The 19,913-nt window shown below is 55.0% G+C and carries 14 protein-coding genes and 2 tRNA genes; 11 read left to right on the top strand and 5 right to left on the bottom strand.

Translation table 11 applies throughout. The features are described 5' to 3' along the window. Positions 1 to 723 precede the first annotated feature (723 nt). Genes KK925_RS07650 through ileS form a run of 3 tightly spaced genes read left to right on the top strand, consistent with a single transcriptional unit; the run spans position 724 to position 6,474 of the window. The gene (locus KK925_RS07650) at positions 724 to 2,634 is read left to right on the top strand and encodes a cytochrome C biogenesis protein ResB (protein WP_174582197.1); all 1,911 of its coding nucleotides are present in this window, start codon (positions 724 to 726) and stop codon (positions 2,632 to 2,634) included. A 30-nt stretch (positions 2,635 to 2,664) separates the two neighbouring features. After that, on the top strand, positions 2,665 to 3,732 hold the full coding sequence (pheS, locus tag KK925_RS07645) for a phenylalanine--tRNA ligase subunit alpha (protein WP_174582196.1): 1,068 nt from the start codon (positions 2,665 to 2,667) through the stop codon (positions 3,730 to 3,732). Positions 3,733 to 3,774: 42 nt separating this feature from the next. Continuing rightward, positions 3,775 to 6,474: an isoleucine--tRNA ligase gene (ileS, locus tag KK925_RS07640; protein ID WP_174582195.1), complete on the top strand. Its 2,700-nt coding sequence runs from the start codon at positions 3,775 to 3,777 to the stop codon at positions 6,472 to 6,474. A gap of 33 nt (positions 6,475 to 6,507) precedes the next feature. On the opposite strand, the gene KK925_RS07635 is transcribed toward ileS, so the two are convergent. Continuing rightward, complete coding sequence (locus KK925_RS07635) at positions 6,508 to 6,981, bottom strand: Hsp20/alpha crystallin family protein (RefSeq protein ID WP_174582194.1); 474 nt, start codon at positions 6,979 to 6,981, stop codon at positions 6,508 to 6,510. Positions 6,982 to 7,151: 170 nt separating this feature from the next. Between KK925_RS07635 and KK925_RS07630 the strand changes: the two genes are divergently transcribed. Continuing rightward, positions 7,152 to 8,513: an ankyrin repeat domain-containing protein gene (locus KK925_RS07630; protein WP_174582193.1), complete on the top strand. Its 1,362-nt coding sequence runs from the start codon at positions 7,152 to 7,154 to the stop codon at positions 8,511 to 8,513. Here the strand turns inward: KK925_RS07630 and KK925_RS07625 are convergent. Then, positions 8,510 to 9,337 carry a DUF4412 domain-containing protein gene (locus tag KK925_RS07625; RefSeq protein WP_174582192.1) on the bottom strand — a complete coding sequence of 276 codons (828 nt, stop codon included), beginning with the start codon at positions 9,335 to 9,337 and terminating at the stop codon, positions 8,510 to 8,512. The genes KK925_RS07630 and KK925_RS07625 overlap by 4 nt on opposite strands. Positions 9,338 to 9,919: 582 nt before the next feature. Between KK925_RS07625 and KK925_RS07620 the strand changes: the two genes are divergently transcribed. The 3 genes from KK925_RS07620 (at position 9,920) to KK925_RS07610 (ending at position 11,444) form a co-directional block, all read left to right on the top strand. Next, positions 9,920 to 9,992 (top strand) — tRNA-Ile (locus KK925_RS07620). Positions 9,993 to 10,282: 290 nt separating this feature from the next. Then, a complete protein-coding gene (locus KK925_RS07615) occupies positions 10,283 to 10,915 on the top strand; it encodes an SLC13 family permease (RefSeq protein WP_214096408.1) in 633 nt (210 codons plus the stop codon). Next, complete coding sequence (locus KK925_RS07610) at positions 10,887 to 11,444, top strand: transporter permease (protein ID WP_214096407.1); 558 nt, start codon at positions 10,887 to 10,889, stop codon at positions 11,442 to 11,444. Before KK925_RS07615 ends, KK925_RS07610 begins: the two co-directional genes overlap by 29 nt. Before the next feature lie 537 nt (positions 11,445 to 11,981). On the opposite strand, the gene KK925_RS07605 is transcribed toward KK925_RS07610, so the two are convergent. Then, positions 11,982 to 12,062 (bottom strand) — tRNA-Leu (locus tag KK925_RS07605). Between the two features lie 1,270 nt (positions 12,063 to 13,332). Here KK925_RS07605 and KK925_RS07600 point away from each other — a divergent pair. Then, positions 13,333 to 14,229, top strand: a complete 897-nt coding sequence (locus tag KK925_RS07600) for an NAD(P)-dependent oxidoreductase (RefSeq protein ID WP_174582191.1) — start codon at positions 13,333 to 13,335, stop codon at positions 14,227 to 14,229. Between the two features lie 41 nt (positions 14,230 to 14,270). After that, the gene (locus tag KK925_RS07595; RefSeq protein WP_214096406.1) at positions 14,271 to 15,032 is read left to right on the top strand and encodes an ROK family protein; all 762 of its coding nucleotides are present in this window, start codon (positions 14,271 to 14,273) and stop codon (positions 15,030 to 15,032) included. 167 nt (positions 15,033 to 15,199) lie between these two features. On the opposite strand, the gene KK925_RS07590 is transcribed toward KK925_RS07595, so the two are convergent. Further along, entirely contained in the window at positions 15,200 to 15,829 is a 630-nt protein-coding gene (locus KK925_RS07590; RefSeq protein ID WP_214096405.1) for a BsuPI-related putative proteinase inhibitor, read from the bottom strand. A 100-nt stretch (positions 15,830 to 15,929) separates the two neighbouring features. On the opposite strand from KK925_RS07590, the gene pgsA reads away from it, so the two are divergent. Both pgsA and KK925_RS07580 read left to right on the top strand, forming a co-directional pair. After that, entirely contained in the window at positions 15,930 to 17,111 is a 1,182-nt protein-coding gene (gene pgsA / locus KK925_RS07585; RefSeq protein ID WP_174582189.1) for a CDP-diacylglycerol--glycerol-3-phosphate 3-phosphatidyltransferase, read from the top strand. A gap of 3 nt (positions 17,112 to 17,114) precedes the next feature. Then, positions 17,115 to 17,714: a DJ-1 family glyoxalase III gene (locus tag KK925_RS07580; protein ID WP_174582188.1), complete on the top strand. Its 600-nt coding sequence runs from the start codon at positions 17,115 to 17,117 to the stop codon at positions 17,712 to 17,714. A gap of 334 nt (positions 17,715 to 18,048) precedes the next feature. Here KK925_RS07580 and KK925_RS07575 read toward each other — a convergent pair whose 3' ends face one another. Then, positions 18,049 to 19,839 (bottom strand): NirA family protein, encoded by a 1,791-nt coding sequence (locus KK925_RS07575; protein ID WP_174582187.1) that lies wholly within the window; start codon positions 19,837 to 19,839, stop codon positions 18,049 to 18,051. Between the last annotated feature and the right edge of the window lie 74 nt (positions 19,840 to 19,913).

The following is a 19,913-nucleotide window of genomic DNA, read 5'->3' as shown; positions in this document are numbered from 1 at the left end:
GCGGGATCTTCTGGCAACCGTCGAAATACGGATTAGCTCCCATGGATCTTCCGAGATAAGACCGAAGCCGCGGGGGATTCACGTGGTGCTTTGAGCACAAGCGCGTATGTGTCCCAAGATTCCCCCGCGACTTTGGGCATTCTCACAAGCCTCCCGGGCACCGAAAAAGGGGCCGCGCAAGCCTCTGGCTTAAGCCATGGGGAGGTTCTGGGTCCTCGGCCTACCCGTGCTTGTGCGTTTTCTAGCCGGCCCGAGATGGCGGCTAGCACCTTTAACAGACAGCGGAAACGGTCTGGCCTTCGGGGCAACCACTTGCGGCGATGGCGTCCCCCGACGGGTGAAGCGTGGTCTTCGCCTGCAGGCTTACCTAGCTCGCCGCAAGGAAACGGAAAGGGCGCGTTTTTGGCAAACGTGTGTCAATGCAATCGCTTTTCGTTGACACCGAGCAAAGAGAGGCTCGCCGAGACAAAAAGTACAGGTGCGCCCGATCGGATGTACGAGATGAATGGGGAGGGTCATCGAGAGATACCCTGGCACAGGGGATCACAACAACGACCGTTGCTTGGAGCACTTGCAGGGCCTTGGGATTTCGCAGGGAAAAGGGAACCTGAGCAAAGAAAGATTGCTTTGGTTATCTTTTTCATCCAAGAGTTTTGCAACTGCCTGATTTTCTTTCCGGCCGCTAGCTAGTAGACGTTTCTTCTGCGAGCGGATTTTTTAAGAATGAAAGTTCTTTGGGTCGAACGGTTGACCGACGAGGCAACCTGGTGGCGTCATGTGCAGCAACGCAGAGCTCGGTCTGGAATTTGGAAAGTCATTCATGCCCTGGCCTCCCTTCGCCTGGCTCTCGCTCTGCTGGTAGTCCTGGCCGTGGCCTGCGCAGTGGCCACCCTCGTAGAAGATCGCATGGACGGAGCCGTGGCCAGGGCCCTAATCTACCGGTCCCCATGGTTCCGGGGATGGCTCATCCTTTTATGCGTCAACCTCTTTTGCGTGACCCTAACGCGGTGGCCCTGGCGAGCCCGCCATATCGGTTTTGTCCTTACTCACTATGGGATCATTCTTCTCCTAGCGGGAGCTTGGATCGGCTCCGAGATGGGTTTTGAGGGGTTTGTTACCCTCCGGAAAAACGGGGCAGGGGTAGATCGCGTATGGCTTAAGGAAAGAGTCCTCCGGATTGCTGCCCCTTCGGGAACGCTTTATGAAACGGCGTTTCCTGTGGACGTATGGCGCCCATCGCACGCTCGCCCTAAGGTTGTGCCCCTCCCAGAGGGGAGGGAAAAACTCACGCTGGATGACTACCTTGAAGCAGCCATCCTTCAGCCAAGACTTTTGCCCAGTAACGATCCCAAGGGAGCGCCGGGGATGGAGCTTCGACTGCAAAGCCAGATGGCAGGCCAGCTTTCCCTCCTTCTTTACCAAGGGGACCCGAAGTTCCAATCCCAGTCTTTGGGTGGGATCGCCGAGATCGTTTGGGGAAATCCGGAGGAAGAAGTAGGAAAAAAGGTGCTTCACGAATCCTGGATGGTGTTTGCCTCGGAAGCTCCCGTGACCTACCCACACGATAGGTTTTATAGTGGTTGCCGCGTTCGCCTAAAAATCGAAGCCAATGGAGACAACCCAGAGGTCGAGGTGGAAAGTGCCACTGGCGTTCGGAGCTCCTGGCCGGTTTCCTTGCTTAGGGAAAAACCACAGCTTTTCCCCGCCGGTCGTGTTTTAGTCGAGCTCCTGGGCTATTGGCCTAGATTCGCCATGGAAAAAGGAAGGCCGCAAAACCTTGCCGGTGGGCCACTCCATCCCGCTGCCCTGGTCCGCTTAAGCTGGCTCCAGCAAGGCCAAGAAAGACCCCTGCGTCCCACCCTTTACCTGTGGCCAACAACGAATGCTTCTGTTCAGTATGAGGTGATCCGTTCCTCAGGCGAACGATGCAGGGGGGAAATTCAGCCTGGTGCCACCTGTCCGTTAGGGTGGGCGGACTGGAGCCTTACCCTGGTCAGGCTCTATCCCCACGCCGTTGTAGAAGAAAGCGTCGAACGAGCGCCAGCACCAACCCGGTTGGGACAAACTTTCGAAGCCATTCATGCGAGGGTTTTTGCCAAAACCGGTCCTGCAACGTGGGAAGGATGGCTTTTGCCAGGCCAGCCGGTGCAGGTGGCTTCTTCCCCTGGCCATAACTACACAATCCAGTGGCAATTTCGGCACCGCGAACTTCCCTTTCGTGTCCGGCTTCTGGACTTTGAAGTTCCGAGGGAAGAAGGAGGAGAGATTCCTTCGGATTTTGTCAGTACACTTCAATTTGAGGACCCTCAAGGGCACCAGGTCGTAGGTAAGGCCAAAATGAACCATCCCGCTACCTTCCCCGGCGGATGGTGGCGCTCGGTTTTGGGACGGAACTACAAATTCTCCCAGTCGGGCTGGAACCCTCAAGACTTAAACGAAAGCGTTTTGCAGGTACTCTTTGATCCCGGATGGCCGCTAAAATGGCTAGGCTCCCTTGGGATTTGCCTTGGAATTGCACTCATGTTCTATTGGAAGCCGAGGGGCCGGCGAGAAGGTCACAACACGGCTGATCCCAAAGGGAATCAGCTCCCGGTTGGGGTGGCGAAAGCCTCAAACTGTGGAGGAAAAACTTGACACTTCCAGGTCACTAATTCGGTACATCCCATGGAAAAGATCGTGCAACCTGGGGCCTTGGCGGAAGTGGAGCAATTGGAAAGGGAGATCCTTTCATCCATTGCCCAGGCTTCTACCCCGGAGGAGCTCGAGGGAGTCCGAATCCGGTACCTGGCTCGAAAGGGCTCTCTTAGTCAGTTATTGGACCGCATTGGGCAATTCCCCAAAGAGATTCGCCCGGAAATCGGTCGGAAGGCCAATGCGTTAAAAGAACGCGCCTGGGCAGCCTTTGAAGATCGGAAAAAGGAGCTTAAAGCAAGGGCGCAGGCCACGCTTCTTGACCCTACGCTTCCGGGACGTCCTGTCGTCTCTGGGTCTCTCCATCCGATCCTGGAACTGCGAGCCCGTATAGTCCAGATCTTCCGGACGCTTGGTTTTGCTCTTGCCGACGGGCCTGAAGTAGAAACCGAGTACTACAATTTTGACGCTCTTAATACTCCTCCCGATCATCCAGCTCGAACGGAACAGGACACGTTTTACCTTGCAGACCAGGAACTTGCCCTTGAGTGGGACCAAGGGCAACCCAAGAAAGGAAGACTTCTTTTGCGTCCTCAGACTTCTCCCGTGCAGGTTCGTGTGATGCAGAGCCACAAACCTCCCATCCGTGTGATTGCACCGGGACGTTGCTATCGGAGGGATGAAATCGATGCAACCCATCACATCGCTTTCTTTCAAGTGGAGGGGCTTGTAGTGGATGAGGGAATTAGTGTGTGTGAACTTAAGGGTACTCTTGAGGTCTTTTTCCGGGAGCTCTTGGGAAAGGATTTAGAGTTTCGGTTTCGGCCGCATTACTTTCCGTTTACCGAGCCGAGTTTTGAAGTCGATGCCCGAAGGCCCGGCCGAATGTTTCACGGGAAGGAATGGCTCGAATTGTGCGGTTGTGGAATGGTGCACCCGAAGGTGTTACAGGGTGTTGGCCTGGATCCGGAGCGTTACCAAGGTTTTGCCTTTGGCTTTGGAATCGACCGATTCGCTATGATCCTTTGCGAGGTCCCTGATTTGAGATTTTTTACGGAAAACGACGTAAGGCTTTTGCAACGACTCTCTCCGGTTGTTTAAAGGAGAGGGGTCTTCCTTGAAAGCGCCACCGGTTTGTCGACTATGGACTACAAAGGAACGATTCTTCTCCCCCAAACCGCCTTTCCAATGAAGGCGGATCTTCCCAAACGGGAACCCCAGATCCTTCGCAAATGGAAGGAAATCGGCTTATATGAGCGAATCTTAGAGGCACGACGCGGATGCCCGCGCTTTGTTCTTCACGATGGTCCCCCATTTGCCAACGGTCATGCCCATATGGGACATGCATTAAACAAGACGCTGAAAGACTTTGTCATTCGATCCAAAACCATGGAGGGGTATCTGTGTCCCTACATTCCCGGTTGGGACTGCCACGGGCTACCGATCGAATACAAAGTGATTCAAGAAGTATTTCCGGAGCAGGCGCAAACTTCCCCTATCCAGATCCGGGAACGGTGCAAGGCCTATGCGCGGAAATACATCGAAATCCAGCGGGAGGAATTTGAACGCCTCGGAGTCCTCGGGGCCTGGACAAACCCCTATTTCACGATGGATCCTGCATACGAAGCGGCTATCCTCAGGCTGTTCGGGGTTCTTGTAGAAAAGGGGCTTGTGTACCGAGCATTGCGACCCGTGTACTGGAGTACGGGGTGTCGAACCGCACTGGCAGAGGCAGAAATCGAGTACCGACCTCGTACGGATCCTGCGGTTTTTGTCTCTTTTCCCTTGACCGAAGCTTCGACTCGAACAAAGGGACTTCCCCCAGAGACCCACCTTCTCATATGGACCACCACCCCCTGGACCTTGCCAGCCAACGTTGCCATCGCCGCAAGCCCGCGGCTCCAGTACGGGCTCTACCGGAAAGGCCACAAGTGGGTCATCGTGGCCACCAGCCGCGTTGCATGGGTCCCGGGTCTAGAAGGAGTCCCTCCGGAACGCTGGCTTGAGCCTCAAGATCTCGTTTCATTGGAATACCATCATCCTTTCCTGGATCGGAAAGGGAGGGTGTATACAGCCGATTTTGTCACGGCAGAAAGCGGAACCGGACTGGTTCACATTGCTCCCGGCCATGGTTTTGAGGACTACCTCCTTGGCAAGGAAGCCGGGTTGCCCCTTCTTTGCCCCGTGGATGATGAGGGACGATTTACTTCGGACTGCGGAGTCCCAGGACTCCAGGGGTTATATGTATTTGAGGCCAATCCGCACATCGAGTCCCTTTTACAGGAGCGCGGGGCCCTTTGGGCAAGCTCCCCTTATGTGCACGACTATCCTCACTGCTGGCGTTCGGGGACGCCGATTGTTTTTCGTGCCGTACCCCAATGGTTTATCGCAGTAGAAAAGTTTCGCCAAGAAGCCCTGGAGGCAATTGAAACTGTCCAGTGGATTCCCAGTTGGGGCAAGGATCGGATCCGATCCAGCGTCCAAAGCCGGCAAGACTGGTGTATTTCCCGTCAACGAGTTTGGGGGGTCCCCATTCCGGTGTTTTATCAACCCGACGGCACCCCTGTCCTTGAGGCCTCTCTTATCTATAAAGTGGCCGAACTTGTGGCAAAGGAGGGAACTAACTTCTGGTTTGAATGGGACGAACCAACTCTTCGCCAGGTCCTGGGCCTTCCTCCGGACTGGCGCAAGGGTGCAGACACACTGGACGTTTGGATCGACTCTGGGGCGAGTCACGCGGCCGTTCTTGTACGGAGGGGAGAGTTCCCTGCTGACCTCTATCTTGAGGGGACCGACCAACACCGAGGGTGGTTTCAATCTTCCCTCTTGTTATCCGTAGCTACCCGGGGAGAGCCTCCCTATCGGATGGTCCTTACCAACGGGTTTGTCGTGGATCTGGATGGCCGGAAACTCTCCAAATCTCTGGGAGCAAGACCCATGATGGATTACATCGCCGAATATGGAGCGGATGTTCTCCGTTTGTGGGTCGCCAGCGAGGATTACCGCGGAGATGTACCCTTTTCGAAAGAAATTTTTACTCGGGTGGCGGAAAGTTATCGGAATCTCCGGAATACATTACGAATCGTTTTGGGGAATCTTAGCGATTTTGATCCTTTTTCGGATGCGTGTCCCACGGAGCAATTGTGCGCATTGGACCGGTTCATGCGTTTTCGTTTGAACGAGCTTGTGCGTACGACGCGAGAAGCCTATCGGCGGTTTGAATTTCATCGTGTGTTTCAAGCCATCAATCGCTACTGTGCCGTGGATCTTTCTTCCTTCTATATTGATGTGCTCAAGGACCGGCTCTATTGCGATGGGAGACGCTGGCCGACCCGCCGGTCTGCCCAAACCGTGCTTTATCAAACGGCTGACGCCTTAATTCGGCTGCTCGCACCCCTGGTTCCTTTTACGGCCGAGGAAAGCTGGGAAGCCCTTGGGCGTCCCCTCTCCGTTCACCTGGAACCTTTTCCCGAACCTACCCCAAGGTACGAGCTCGATTCGCAAGAGATCCAACGGTGGAATCAGATCCTCCAACTTAGAAGCGACGTAAACCGGGAACTGGAAAAGGCTCGGAAAGCGAAAGAGATTGGCAAAAGCCTGGAAGCATGGGTGTGGATCCAAACACCCCATTTTTCAAAGGAGGACGAAAAACTTCTTGCAGAAGTGTGTATCGTTTCCCGCGTCGAGATCGTGCGCGGCGCACCTCAGCAAATTACGGTTCAAAAAGCCCCTGCCCCCCGCTGCCCTCGCTGTTGGAGGCACGACCCAGAGTTTGGGACCACCCATCCAGAACTTTGCCCTCGCTGCGCCCGAGTCATTGGCGAGCTTTTCCCCGGGTCATAATGGAGCGGGGAAAAGCTCGCCGATCTCTCTCCCCTATGCTTCTTTGACCTCGCGGACTTCAATCTCCTTGGGTTTTGCCGCTTCGGCCTTGGGGATGCGGATGCACAAAAGACCCTCCTTCATTTCAGCCGTTACTTTGGCCTCGTCCGCATCCTCGGGCAGCACGAAGCTTCGGGAGAAGTGTCCCATCGCTCTTTCCTCCCTGTGAACTTTCAGGCCTTTACGGCTTTCTTCCCCAAGCGGCTTGCGGTTGCCCTCCACGACAAGGGTACGGTTTTCCACCGTAACCCGGACGTCCTCCCGTCGCAAACCTGGAAGGTCTACGACGATGAGATACCCCTCGTCATCCTCCGTGATGTCTACGGGAGGTACCCAGTGAGGACGAGCGAAGCGGGTTGCCGGTGGCTCCAGCTGTGCCGCAAACCGTTCCACCATGTTGAACATTCGGCGAGATAGATCGTCCAATTCCCGAAAGGGATCCCACACAACCGATCTTCGATGATTCATCGCCATTCACCTCCTTTCGCATTCCAAGCCAGGGCAACCATCCGGGAAACTCCCACAACGCCCACCCAACGGACCCGGGGATGCTCCCGGAAAGCTTCCCCGACTTCTTCCTACCTTCCTCTTTGCAAGGAGGATGCCTAGCTGTAAGTTCCTTATTTCCAAGGTCCTGCATGTATTCTGCGCGCCCAGGACTGTGTCATTCTGACTCACTAGCGCGACGAACTGTCTTGCGATCGGTTCTCGAAACGCGTACCAGTGACAACGTGAAGCGGAGGATCCGGATCGTCCCCTGTGTTCTTGCTGGCTTGCTTCTCTTTGAAGGATGTCAAAAGACCCCGTCGCGCTTGGGCTCATCGGGGGAACCGAATCGCGCCACCCCGGTCCGTTCTTCGGAGGCAGCGGGAAAGAAATCCACCGCTCCCATTGGACCGAGCCAGCTGGTCGAGGCGGCCTCCCAAGGGGACCTTCCCCTATTGGAGCAGGCAGTGCGAGCTGGCATTTCTCTGGATCAGCCGGATCCGCACGGGGTCGTAGCGCTGGTGGCGGCCGTCTCCCAGCGTAGGGCGGACATCGTACGATTTCTCTTGGGAGCTGGAGCCAATCCTCGTATCCCGCTTTCCGGCGGAGGCTCTCTGGTTCACCTCGCCGTCGCCCGGGGAGATCCCGAGATTGCTCGCATCCTCCTGCAGGCCGGGGCTCCCTTGGAGAGCCTAGATGGAGAGGGACGAACGCCTCTGGCTCTAGCCGTAGAGCTGGACGATCCCGCAATGGTGCGCGAGCTTGTTCAGGCAGGTGCCAATCCGAACCAAGAGGAGCCAAAATACGGGCAACCCCTCGTCATGAGCGCCATCCTAGAAGAGAAAGATGCCGTTTTGGAGGCACTTCTGGAAAACGGGGCCGATCCCAATGTTTCCCTCGCAAACCATACCTTGGGGCTCGAACAATGGCTTAAAAGCTTTCCGGATCCCAAAGAACACGTGAGCTGGTACCTGCACCACGAACGGTCGATCACCGCTCTGATGCTTGCCACCCTGGTTGGACGTGAATCGTCCGCCGAAATTCTTTTACGTTTTGGCGCCGACCCCGATCGCGTAACTCGACCCCACGGCATGACTGCACTGGATTTTGCCGCCGAGGCGCATCGAAATACACTCCTCCAAATTCTTTTAGGGAAAAGTCCCCGACCGGAAGACCAAAGATATTGGATCTGGGTGTCTTTGGGCTCCCAGCGGGCTCGGCTCTACGATAGCGAAAACCTCCTTCTTGAAGCTCCCATTTCTACCGGGCGAAGAGGGTACGAAACCCCTAAAGGAGAGTATGTGGTAACACAAAAATACAAGAGCTGGGTCTCCACGCTCTACCGCGCGCCGATGCCGCATTTTCTACGGCTTAACTGCGGACCCATGGGGCTCCACGGAGGGCCCCTCCCGGGATACCCCGCCTCCCATGGCTGCATCCGATTACCCTACGATAAGGCCCAGGCATTCTACCGAATCGCACAACGGGGTACGCTTGTCTACGTAACCGATTAACCCCGTGGACCGCCGGGGACGGGAGAACCACTTCCCTCTTTCGAAAGCTTGTAATCGGTTGGAACTTCAAAAAGTTCCGAACCCATCTCTTGAGTTTCGAGCCGAACCACCTGGGCCGTAAAAACTCCTGCCACAGAAGTTTCCATAGGGAAGCCATCGATCTGGGCAAGAGCTTCCGATAAGCCCCCTCGTGATCCCCCCGGATGCCAGGCTCGCAGTACGTTTTGGAACTCAAAAAAATCTCCCTTGAGTTTCTTCCAGGGCTCGACATCCTTGGTTGCGTACACGCTAACAAGCTCAACTGTCCCTTTACGCACAACGTAGCCTTGGCAAGGATAGCCGGCAATCTGCCTCGGCTCTCCCAGGGAACTTACCGATAGCTGGCCTCCCTCGCCCGCCAGTGCCTCGTACCGCTCCCACCTCTCTTGCACCACCTTACGGGAGGATTCCGGTAAACGCTCTAGCTCCTTTTTCATCTTGGCACGAAGCCGCTCAAATGAAAGCCGGGTATTGCCCGCCATAGCGTCCATCTGGGCAAAGGAAAGTTCCGTATAGGTCTTTTCCGAAGGATGGAGCTCATAGAGTGTCCGGCGGTCCCCACGCAGAATGATAATAGACCCTTGCCGTTCTATCCGAATCTTTTTTGGGACAAAAAAGTGTTTCGTTACCGCACCCGGCTCACCCGCCCTTCCGGCTTGCTCTTGCGTGGTCCGGGTCTCCCAATAAAGACCCGTTTCGCCAAAGCTCGCTAGCACCCAGTGACTCCCTACGATCAGGCTCGCCAGAAGCGCTCCCCAGACCCGGGTTGGAAAGAAGAAACTCAAAATGCAAAACCCGATTTTTTCCCCTTTTAGCCCCTTTACCTCAAACGAGCAAGCCAAAAGCCAGAAGAAAGAAGAAAAGACGTCCCTTACTTGCTCAAAAACCGCCTGGCCCTTCCGGCACGCCTGCTGGGATGTCTCTGGACCGTAGGGGGATTGGGTGTGTTGGGCTCCCCTCGTCCCACAAGACGGATGGATAGACCCGTTTCAACCCTCCTTGCTTACCGAAAACAAACGGTTTCCGAATCCGTTTCCATTGGAACCCCTCCGGCCGGCACGATGGACGAGTTCTTTTTGCTGGCCGGCGGAGGATCCTAGCAAAGTTCCTCAGCTTGCAACCGTTGGAAAGGAGACGGACGCTCTTGACCACTGGTTCCCCCTTCGCAATCGGGATCGGTACGCATTACCCCAAGCAAATCCGGTCAACATCAACAAGACCACCAACGGCCTCGCCACATTTTTTATGCTTTCCTTTGAAGGACGGAAACTCGGTTCTAGCTTGTTGTGAGAAGGGCGAAAATCAGGAACTTTTTCCTCGACTTTCTCCTCATTGGCTTGGGGAAATGCTGCATTTGTGGTTTTTGAGCGTCCGTAGCTCAACAGGCAGAGCAGGGGACTCATAATCCCTTGGTTGCGGGTTCGAGTCCCGCCGGACGCAATTGTCCTTCCTTTGCCCAGTGGGTTTGGATCCTACATCCAAACGAGCTGGGGAGCGGAGCCTTACTTTCCGTGCTTGCGTAACACCTGCCCATCTTCTTTGAACCCGAGCGCCAGCCAAAGAAAGAGCGCTTGCCTGCAACCTTCGTGTCAACAGGTTGCTTAAGCTCTCTGGATGGACGCTTGGGAGATGAACCCTGCCGGACTAACCTGCACGCTACCTACACCCCACGCTAGTTACGGCAACGACCGAAAGCACGCTAACCAACCTTTTGAGTTGCGTGGCGCAAGGTGAAAAGACCCGAGATCCAGTCGGCTCACTCCCACAAGGGGAACCTATGGACGCGCTTTTCGCGGCCGGGCAACGGACTTCTTTGGATACTCCTAGTCCTGGCGATTGGTTTAGCTTTTGCCCAAGCGAGCTTCCCACGGGATTGGTTGCGCCTGATCGATTGGCCAACACTTGAAGCATTGGCTGGCCTCCTCGTGGTGACCAAAGGAATCGAGCGTAGCGGGTTTTTGCAGGAAATCGCCCGGAAGCTCCTTGCTCACTTTTCTTCCCACTGCTCCCTGGCGCTAGCCCTAGTTCTCCTCTCGGCCATCCTCGCAGCTCTACTGACAAACGATGTCAGCCTCTTTCTCCTCGTACCCCTGACGGTAAGCTTGGCAAAAGTAGGCCAGCTTCGGACAAAACAACTCGTCGCTCTGGAGGCCCTTGCGGTCAATACGGGCTCAGCGCTAACCCCGATTGGCAATCCCCAGAACCTCTTTCTTTGGCAGTCGAGTGGCCTGGATTTCGCTGGGTTTATCGGGCTGACGGCGGTGCCGGTGACCCTCACAGGAGGGCTCCTTTTCGGTATCACCTTGGTTCCTCTTTCCTGCTCAACCGGTGCCATTGCACGAAGAACCGCCCCAGCTTACTGAGCCTGACCACCGGCTCCTAGCGCTTTCAGTTGCCCTATTTGCTGGTGTCGTTGGCGCCCTGGAAATTCACCGAGAACTTCCCGCCCTGGCCATCGTCGTCGCGATTTTCCTCATAGCAAGGCCTCGATTGCTGGCCGAAGTCGACTGGGCCCTATTGGCGACGATCGGGCTTATGTTCGTTGTCCTACGGCAGGTAGTCGCTCTGTCGTGGCTTGGACGCCTGCTTGCCAATCTACCGATCGGACATGGTCTAGGAGCGTTCCTAGCCGCCGTCATCATCTCACAGGTAATGAGCAACGTGCCGGCTGCGATCCTCTTGCAGAATCACGTGCACGATCTTCGTGCACTGGTAGCCGGGGTTAATGTCGGGGGATACGGATGGATGACCGGATCGCTTGCTAACCTCATCGCTTTACGGCTGGCCCAAGACAAAGGAGTGGTGGGGGATTTTCACCGGTTGTCGATACCATTCCTCCTGGGAGCAACACTTCTGGTAGGGGCTTGGTTGGTCTTCCGCTCCACCGGTTAGCCTTTCTAGGCCTTACGAGAACTGTTTGTTGCCTTTTGCGTAACTCGCGTGACGAAAAGATCAAAAGGATTGTGTTTCCAGGGGCGTTTCCGCGGAAAAGCAAAAGCTACCCTTGTTTTGTTTGCTTCGGCATTAGAAAAGAAAAATGGGCAAAAAAGCGAGTGGGAACTGACGTCTGACCACCTGTCTACGACTTCGTATCCATAAAGGCTCATGGGAAGCGAGCTAGCCAACCCCCGGAGGCAGTGGCACGACGCAAACCACCTCCTGCTAGAAGGCTTCCAAAAAGTTTTCCTCGTTTTTGCCTCGCAAGCCCGGACATCAAGTGGGGTTGACCGGTCATGCGCACCAAGCTCTTTATTCGCACACGAAGACGACCTCCTCCTGTGCCACCGCAGGCTAGTCTCCTCGGGGTAGGAAAACCCAACCCGGTTGGATCAAAAGCTCGATCGCCGGATCGAAGGAGTTGGAGCAAGGTGGCGATGGCCCTTTGGTTTGAGTCCTCTACGGGTGGGCTAATCCCAGAAGAACTTCTTTTGGGCTCGCCGGGACTTGAACCCGGACCCCGTGCGGGACTGGATCCTAAGTCCAGCGCGTCTGCCATTCCGCCACGAGCCCGTATGGTGGATTGTGGCACGCTTGCTTGGCTCCGCAAGTCTCACCCAAAACGGGTCGTCGCAAATCCGCTCTTTTCGCCCGAAAGATATGCGGTCATCTGGCCCCATCATCCACCACGATGAGCACAATCTACTCGCGTGGCCTTATGACGCGCATAAAGACCAGGCTCAACCTTGTGCCCTTTTTTGCGAGGACCGCCACTTCTGGCCCCCGGAAAATGAAGCTCGGGGCCGGGTGCTGGTTTTGGCTGTGGCTGGAGTCCTTGGAGATCACTCCTTGCGAGGGTGGCCTTTACCCCACGGACGGTCGTCCTCACATCGAGGTGTTCCTCGATTTTGTGCCTCCATGGGTTTTCCTCCATACGCACCATTGACATCCGCCGGTTTTTGCGATTGTCTCCCATCCTCCGCCAGAAGTTTGCCTGGCTCCGTAGGCTCCGGCCCGGATTTGGAGGAGAGACTTCCTTCGAAACCCAGGAGCAGGAGCGCCCCTTGGCCGTCCTCAAGCAATCCATCCAAAACCCAAAGGGCATGGGCGGATGCCGTCGCCCTCCGTAGACCCCACAAACCTGATACGTTGGCGCGAAGAGCGCACAGACGATACCGCTGACCCTCTTTAAGAGGGAGCGAGCTTCTTTGGGCAATCTGCCTGGTGGCTGTCCAGTTTCGGTTCTTCCGCTAAGAGGGGACCGGCTGTACGAGTCGGCGCCGCAGACTCCGAAGACCCAGAGCCCTGGTCCCACTGGGAAGGATGGCTAGTGGTTACCCGTTACGGGAGGTATAGGCCTTCCTCTGCCACCGCCTTCTTGCGGGTCAAGCACCCCGCAATGTATGGAACGTGAGATTCACGTGCTGGTGGGCCCATATTGATGCCCACGCAAGCTCGCTCCGGGACAATCGTCCCAAAAGCGCGGAGCAGCCATCAACAATCCCCGGGCTTAAACCCGGTGGGAAAACCTCAAGCGTCGGGCTTTTTTCCTAATGGTGGGGAAGAGAAGTGTCTCTTAACAAGAGAAGAGCCCGACTCGCTTAAGAAAAAGGGACTTGGTCTCGGGGAGCCCTAGCGAGAGAATGTGATAGCGGGCCCGAGCATGGGGAGAACCAATCTTTTTTTGCGAAAACTTTCCAGAAGGAAACGATCGCAAGGATATGCTTTCGGCAAAGGAAGCTTCCTTTTGTATGGTCGCTTTTTTAGAAAAAACCAGCCTAACGAAAGTAGGGCCGTACGAGTGTTGGATCAAATATGGTGCAGTAGGGGAAGAGAGTCTTTCATGGGAAAAATTTTTGCCATCGCTCTCTTAGGAACGGGAGTTTTGGGTAGTGCTGTGGCTCGCCGGCTTGCTGAACGAGGTTGGCGGGTCACCGTGTACAACCGGACCCGGGAAAAAGCGTTAGCCCTTCTCCCGTATGGGGTGACCCTAAGCGACCATGTCACAGAAGCCATCGCGGTGGCCGATATCATCCTTCTGACGCTAGCTGACTATCCGGCTACACGTCATGTCCTGGAGGAAGCCGCGCAAAAGCTTTCCTTTCATTCCAAAGTGATCGTGCAAATGGGAACCATCTCTTCCGAGCAAAGCCGGGACCTCCAGGATCTGGTCCAGAAGCACGGGGGCCTGTATGCAGAAGCGCCCGTGCTGGGCAGCGCGCCGGAGGCCCTGGCGGGGAGACTCCTCGTCTTTGGCGGCGCCGAATCTACGCTCTGGCAAAAGCTTTTGCCTCTTTTTCAGGACCTTGCGGAAAAGCCTATGTGGGTAGGCCCGGTAGGCAAAGCCGCTATTGTGAAACTTGCCTTTAACCAGCTGATCGCGACCCTAACGCTTGCCTTTGCTACCAGTCTTACCCTCATAGAACGGGAGGGAATAGCCACGGAATGTTTTATGGAACTTTTGCGGCAAAGCTCCCTTTATGCGCCAACCTTCGACAAAAAGTTGCCTCGGATGCTGCATCACCATTATGAAGAGCCCAACTTTTCTTATCGGCACCTTGTAAAAGATTTCCGTCTCTTTCACGAAGAGCTCAAGCGACACCCGTTGCAATCCGAGTGGGTGAGCTGTCTGGAACCATTCTTCCGAAGATGGGAAAATTCTTCCTTGGCCAATCTTGACTACTCGGTTCTCTACAAGCTTATTGGCAGCAAGGAGTACACCCCCGGATCAAACGTGTAAGTGAAGCCATCCGCTGGGATTTCTCCTTAACAAAGGCCCAAATGCCTCGAACTTCCCAGGCCTGCCGCCGCTCTCCTGCCCTAGGCACGGGGATTGCGCTGCAAATCATCCAGCCAGGTCCCTCGGTGGCCGAATCCCAGATCCTCACCGTCGACATCGGAGGGAGCCACGTGAAATTATGGAAATTCAACCAGAGAAAGCCGGTCAAAATTCCCTCAGGACCCCAATTTACACCCCAGGACCTGGCTCACGAACTCCCTAAGTGGCTCTCCGGGTGGAACTACTCGGTGGCGTCGGTGGGTTTCCCAAGCCCTGTCAAGGAAGGCCAACCCGTCAAGGATCCGAAAAACTTGGGTCCAGGTTGGAAAAAACTTGATTTTGGCAAGCTCTTGGGCTGCCCGACTCGAGTGGTGAATGACGCGCTTCTCCAGGCTCTGGGTTGCTACCGAGGGGGTCGGATGCTCTTCCTTGGACTGGGGACGGGGCTGGGATCTGCCCTCATTTTGGATCGCATTCTTTTACCCTTGGAGCTTTCGGAGCTGCCATACAAAAAGAAAGGCAAAACACTGGAAGATTATCTGGGCAATGCGGGAAGGTTACGACTTGGGATTAAACGCTGGTCCAAGCATCTTTGGGAGGTGATTGCGCGGCTACAAGCTGCATTTCTTGTGGATTACGTGGTTCTGGGAGGCGGCAACGCCAAGCGGCTCGTCTCTACCCCCCCAGGGGTCATCCGAGAAACAAACCGGGCCGCGCTCCAAGGAGGAATCCGGCTCTGGAAAGAGTCGTGGGTTCTTGCGTAGTGGGTCAAAAGAAAGCCGCTCGAAGCCTTGCCATGCGTTTTTCTCTCAAACATCGCCCACGCTCTTACTCTCTCCGTATCCCCTGGCTACCCCCCACCCAAGGTTTCCCTCCTGTCGCGCTTTCAGGGTTGCAGGGAAAGGTAAAAACGACTCTTTCACTAAAAAACTTAGGGGGTAACGGAAAGCGTTCTTTTCGCGCGAATCTTAGGGTACCCAACAAGCTCGGTCTCCACCGCGTAGACACCCACCCTGAGAGAGTTGGCAAGGTCCTTCTGTTTAAGACAAAAGCAATACCTAAGGGTGTCTCCCGGGTCGAGAAGAGTAACTCCTTCTTCTTTGGGCAAATCACGATCCACTGGCGACACAAAAACCGGCTGCCCCGAAGGATCCCGAATCCAAACCCCCAAGCGTTGAGTCGTCGGAAATCGTAGCGTGTAGAACTTCCGATCGCGATTGTGGACGTACAAGCAAATTTTCAACGCGTCATTTTCAGGTGCCATCTGGCGCAGTGCAGCCAAGGAAACGCTTTTGGGCTCGACCTCGACCCGTGCCTCCACTTTCTCATCGTCGACCCTTTCGGCCTTTTCCAGCCGAGAGGGATCCGTAGCAAACAACCGTAGCTTGCCCAATCCTGTTCCGCTAGGAGAATGGGGCGGGTTGGGATCACGCGAGGGCAAAACGTCAAACGCCAAAAGCGCCGGGGCAGCGATTCCCAACCAAGCAATCGCGAGCCACTGCTTCGGACGCACAAACCGAACATAGCCGCTCCGATTCTTCTCTGTCGAGAAAGGATGCACCCCCTTAGCAAGTCCGGAGCTAGTCAAGCCACCCGGTCGGGGGGACTCGTGATGATTTCGCCTTGTCAACCCCCCCGAGACACAGCTTTATTCTTTCCCCGTGGGGGGTGTCGCACATGACCGGCAGCTGCCCAATAAGCTTTCCCTCGGCCGGCTCCTCCTTTCGGCTGCGTTTGTAGCCGACCTCAGTTCCTCGTGGCCCTTCAAGGCAACGGCCGCTCTCGGGATCTTTGTGGTTGGCAGTCTCACCGACTGGCTGGACGGATGGATCGCACGAACGCGCCAATGGGAGTCCGACCTTGGCAAGCTTCTGGATCCTTTGGCCGATAAAATCCTCATTACGGCGGCCTTCATCGCGCTCCTCGAACTCGGGTACGCACCCATGTGGGTTGTCGTCGCCATCGTGAGTCGAGAATTTTTAATCACAGGTCTGCGTACGCTTGCAGCAACGCGAGGGTTTGTGCTCGGAGCAGAAAAAGCAGGAAAACACAAAACACTTTCACAGATCCTTTTTGTTTTGGCTTGCTTGACCGACCAATCCTTGCAGGAACTGGGTGCGCAAGAGAGTTTTCTTAGCCGCTGGTTGCAACTTGTGCAACCCCCCTTGCTGTGGATCGTCCTTTGCATTACGGTAGCCTCAGGTTTGATTTACCTGGTTAAAAACCGAGGGCTTTTTCTTGCAAGCGACCCCGTTCCGCCAATCCCTGCCAGCTCCGTGAAAAGGGAAGCGGTCAATTGTCCGGCTTTCAAAGAGTGGGAAGCTGTTGTCAAAGCGCTAGGCAGTGGTCACCAATCGCTTCTTTTACGAAAGGGAGGACTAGGAGAGCTGCGAAGAGGTTTCCAAGTCCAACACCAACGCTTTTGGCTTTTACCCACCCGTTTCCATCAAGCACAGGATAAGCTCAAACCGCCATTTGCTTCCTGGGTGAGCCGGGATGAAAAACCGACGGAAATTCTGCTGGAATATGTAGCGGAAGTCAAAGAGGCGACCTTCCTTACGGACTGGGATCACGTAGAAGCGTTAGACCCTTTTCACATTTGGGCGACTGAGACCGTGCGGGAAAAGTTTTTCTGCGGACCGGTTCCGGGAGTGCATTGCCTTTTCGTTCGAGTTTTTCGTGCGGACCCGCCGGTCCGCATTCCCTGGCACGCCAGCTATGAGGGATGCCGATCTTGGACGGAGGTTCCGGCATCGTGGGAAAGATCTCGATTGATCCCAGTGCTCACCGAAGAAGAGTTTCGGCAATTGTTAGAGAGAATTTCCGGACTGGTTCGAGTCTAGCCCATGAAAAAGGCTCTTGTTACTGTGGCACCAGGCTTTGAAGAAATCGAGGCCATTACCTCCATTGACGTCTTGCGCCGGGCAGATTGGTCTGTGGTGGTCGGAGGAACCATGCCCGGGATCATTACGGCGTCACGCAAAACGAAGCACCTTCCCGATAAGGATATCAGCGACGTGCTGGAGGAAACCTTCGATGTCATTGTACTTCCCGGAGGTGCCGAGGGGACCGCTAACCTGTCCCGGGACGCAAGGGTAAAAGCACTCCTGGAGCGCCAGGTGGAGGAAGACCGGTGGGTGGCCGCAATCTGCGCGGCGCCCCAACTCCTTGTCTGGCATAAACTTTGTCCAGAGAGAAAAATTACGGCCCATCCCACCTGCCGCAAGGACATTCCCCAGGATAGACTCATAGAGGGTCCTCGGGTCGTAGTCGACGGCAAAGTCATTACCAGCGTAGGAGCGGGAACCGCCCTGGAATTTGCCCTGGCCATTCTTTACTGCTTGGAAGGAAGCGAGGTGGTACAACGCGTTGCCCAAGGTCTATGCGCCCGATTCGACCCGAGTGAGATCCATCTTGTAACCCAAAAGCAAGAGGCCGCAAAGTAAAAAGCCATTCCTTCGTTAGGGATCCTGGGAATCCAAAGCCCTTTTTGTACCGACTTCTCGGGTGACCTTCGCAAAAGGAAACAATCCCCGACCTTGGTTCTGGTACTTTTATATCTTTGGACTCCCAAAAACGGTGGATGAAAACGTTACAAGGGTTTCTTTCTTTCCGACCAAAGCCTCTTTCCCCCAGAATCATTCCCCCGACTGCGTCACGCTTGGGTGCCTCTGTAAGCTCTCCATTTGGGGTCAAACCCAAAGCGAAAAAGAAAAATCCCGACGCTATGGGAAAAAATGCTCGATCCCGCCGGCTTCCTCTTAGACACCCCCTCCTCTCTCATTCATCCTGGCTAAAGAGTCGTTGCAGGGTATTGATATCGTGACGAGCAGTAAAGGCTTGGAACGTCTCTCCCGGCTCCCGCTTGGCAAGATACACTTTGAGCATCCTTTCGACCAGATGGGGAAGTTCAGAACTGGGAATGGAATAAAAAAGCTGCCTACCAAGCGCTCGGTGCTCTCCAAAACCACCTCCCACAAACACATGATACGCCTCCACCTGGCTCCCCCCGAGCGTACCTTTCACTCCCAATAAACCAATGTCCCCAATGTAATGCTGGGCACAAGAATTCGGGCATCCTGTTAGATGGATATTCACAGGCTGATCTAACTTCACCCGTTTTTCTAAATGCTTAACCAGCTCTAATGCATGCCCTTTGGTATCCGTGCTCGAATACTTGCAGTACCGGTTTCCTGTACACGCAATGACCCCACTGGCAATCGGGCTTTGCTGCCAGTGAAGTCCCATTTTTACCAATGCTTTCTTAACCGTCTCCACATAGCCTTCCGGGATATGAGGAAGGAGAAAATTTTGCCACACGGTCGTTCGAACCTCTCCCTGGCCGTAGTGATCCGCCAGATCGGCCAATCGTAATAGCTGGTTTGCCGTTACCTGTCCCACCGGAAGAGCCACCCCTAGATAGTAAAACCCCGGCTGTTTTTGGGGATGAACGCCAATGTGCGGATGCGCAACGAAAGGCTTTTCTTTCCGGACTTCTCCCTCAAAGCTTCCGTCCTCCCGAAAAGGACTCCGGCGAAGCGAATGTCCAAGCAGTTTCTCGGTTTCCTGCAGATAGCGTTCCACACCCCACTTTTCCAAAAGATATTTTACACGAGCTTTCCGCCGGTCCGAACGATCCCCGTTTTTCAGATACACTTTAATGAGCGCCGCCACTACCGAAACGATCCGATCCGGTTCCACCAAAACGCCCAGATCCGTTCCAAAACTCCCATGTCCGGTTACGCCTCCTAGCCGGATCCGAAAGAGAACTTCCGGCTGACCTGTGTCTGTCCCTACACCCACCGCCCGCACACCAATATCATTCGTATCCTCTACGACCGGAACCAGTCCTCCCCCGTCAAACGCTACATTAAATTTTCTCGGCAGGTCATAAAATTCCCGTTGTGAAAGAATCAAATGAGCAAGCTTGTGACAGTAAGGGGATACGTCTATCCATTCATAGGGATCAATTCCGGTCGTCGCATGAGCAGTAATATTCCGGATGTTGTCAGCCCCAGAACCCCTAGTATACAATCCCACAGACGAAAGGCGTCGCAAGACTTCCGGCGCGTCGCGAACCTGAATCAACCGGATCTGGATATTGGCACGGGTGGTCACCTGGATGTATCCCGTTGTCAACTCCTTGGCTATCTTTGCAATCTCACGCAGTTGAAAACTTTGAAGTTGCCCGGCAGGAATACGAATCCGCGCCATGAACGATTCCTTTACGGGCGAAAGATAGAAAAGCCCGTACCATTTAAAGCGAAACGTATGTTCTCGATCTGGAGCCCGGTTCGCTTCCGCATGCTCCAAAAGTCGGTAATAGGAATCCAAAGGATGCTCTTCCTTTTTCACCCGTTCCTCAAAGGTGAGCGACGGGGATTCCACGGGAGGGGAAGTGGCCAAGGAAGCCTCTTGAGAGACAGCGTCCCAAAAACTGATTCCACGCTCAGCAAGCCCGGCAAAAAACCCTTGAAGATAGCGCTCTTGTACCGGCTGAAGCGTTCCGATCCCAGCCTTTACTTTGTCGACGACAGCCGACGACGCTTTTCCCTTGGCTTCCAGTTCCATAGCAAGCTCTCCTTTCTTTTCAACGGGCTTTGCTCCCGTTGGCAAAGTACGCTAGAAGTTCCTGTGGCCTTGGG

Source organism: Candidatus Methylacidithermus pantelleriae (assembly GCF_905250085.1).
Taxonomy (GTDB): Bacteria; Verrucomicrobiota; Verrucomicrobiia; order Methylacidiphilales; family Methylacidiphilaceae; genus Methylacidithermus; species Methylacidithermus pantelleriae.
Note: the sequence above shows the minus strand (reverse complement) of the source record. Positions and strands in the feature narration are given on the sequence as shown.

What these genes read in the sequence shown, in the direction of transcription:
- KK925_RS07650 (WP_174582197.1), top strand. Translation starts at nt 724, where the DNA reads ATGAAAGTTCTTTGGGTCGAACGGTTGACCGACGAGGCAACCTGGTGG.
- pheS (WP_174582196.1), top strand. Translation starts at nt 2,665, where the DNA reads ATGGAAAAGATCGTGCAACCTGGGGCCTTGGCGGAAGTGGAGCAATTG.
- ileS (WP_174582195.1), top strand. Translation starts at nt 3,775, where the DNA reads ATGGACTACAAAGGAACGATTCTTCTCCCCCAAACCGCCTTTCCAATG.
- KK925_RS07635 (WP_174582194.1), bottom strand. Translation starts at nt 6,981, where the DNA reads ATGAATCATCGAAGATCGGTTGTGTGGGATCCCTTTCGGGAATTGGAC.
- KK925_RS07630 (WP_174582193.1), top strand. Translation starts at nt 7,152, where the DNA reads ATGTATTCTGCGCGCCCAGGACTGTGTCATTCTGACTCACTAGCGCGA.
- KK925_RS07600 (WP_174582191.1), top strand. Translation starts at nt 13,333, where the DNA reads ATGGGAAAAATTTTTGCCATCGCTCTCTTAGGAACGGGAGTTTTGGGT.
- KK925_RS07595 (WP_214096406.1), top strand. Translation starts at nt 14,271, where the DNA reads ATGCCTCGAACTTCCCAGGCCTGCCGCCGCTCTCCTGCCCTAGGCACG.
- KK925_RS07580 (WP_174582188.1), top strand. Translation starts at nt 17,115, where the DNA reads ATGAAAAAGGCTCTTGTTACTGTGGCACCAGGCTTTGAAGAAATCGAG.
- KK925_RS07575 (WP_174582187.1), bottom strand. Translation starts at nt 19,839, where the DNA reads ATGGAACTGGAAGCCAAGGGAAAAGCGTCGTCGGCTGTCGTCGACAAA.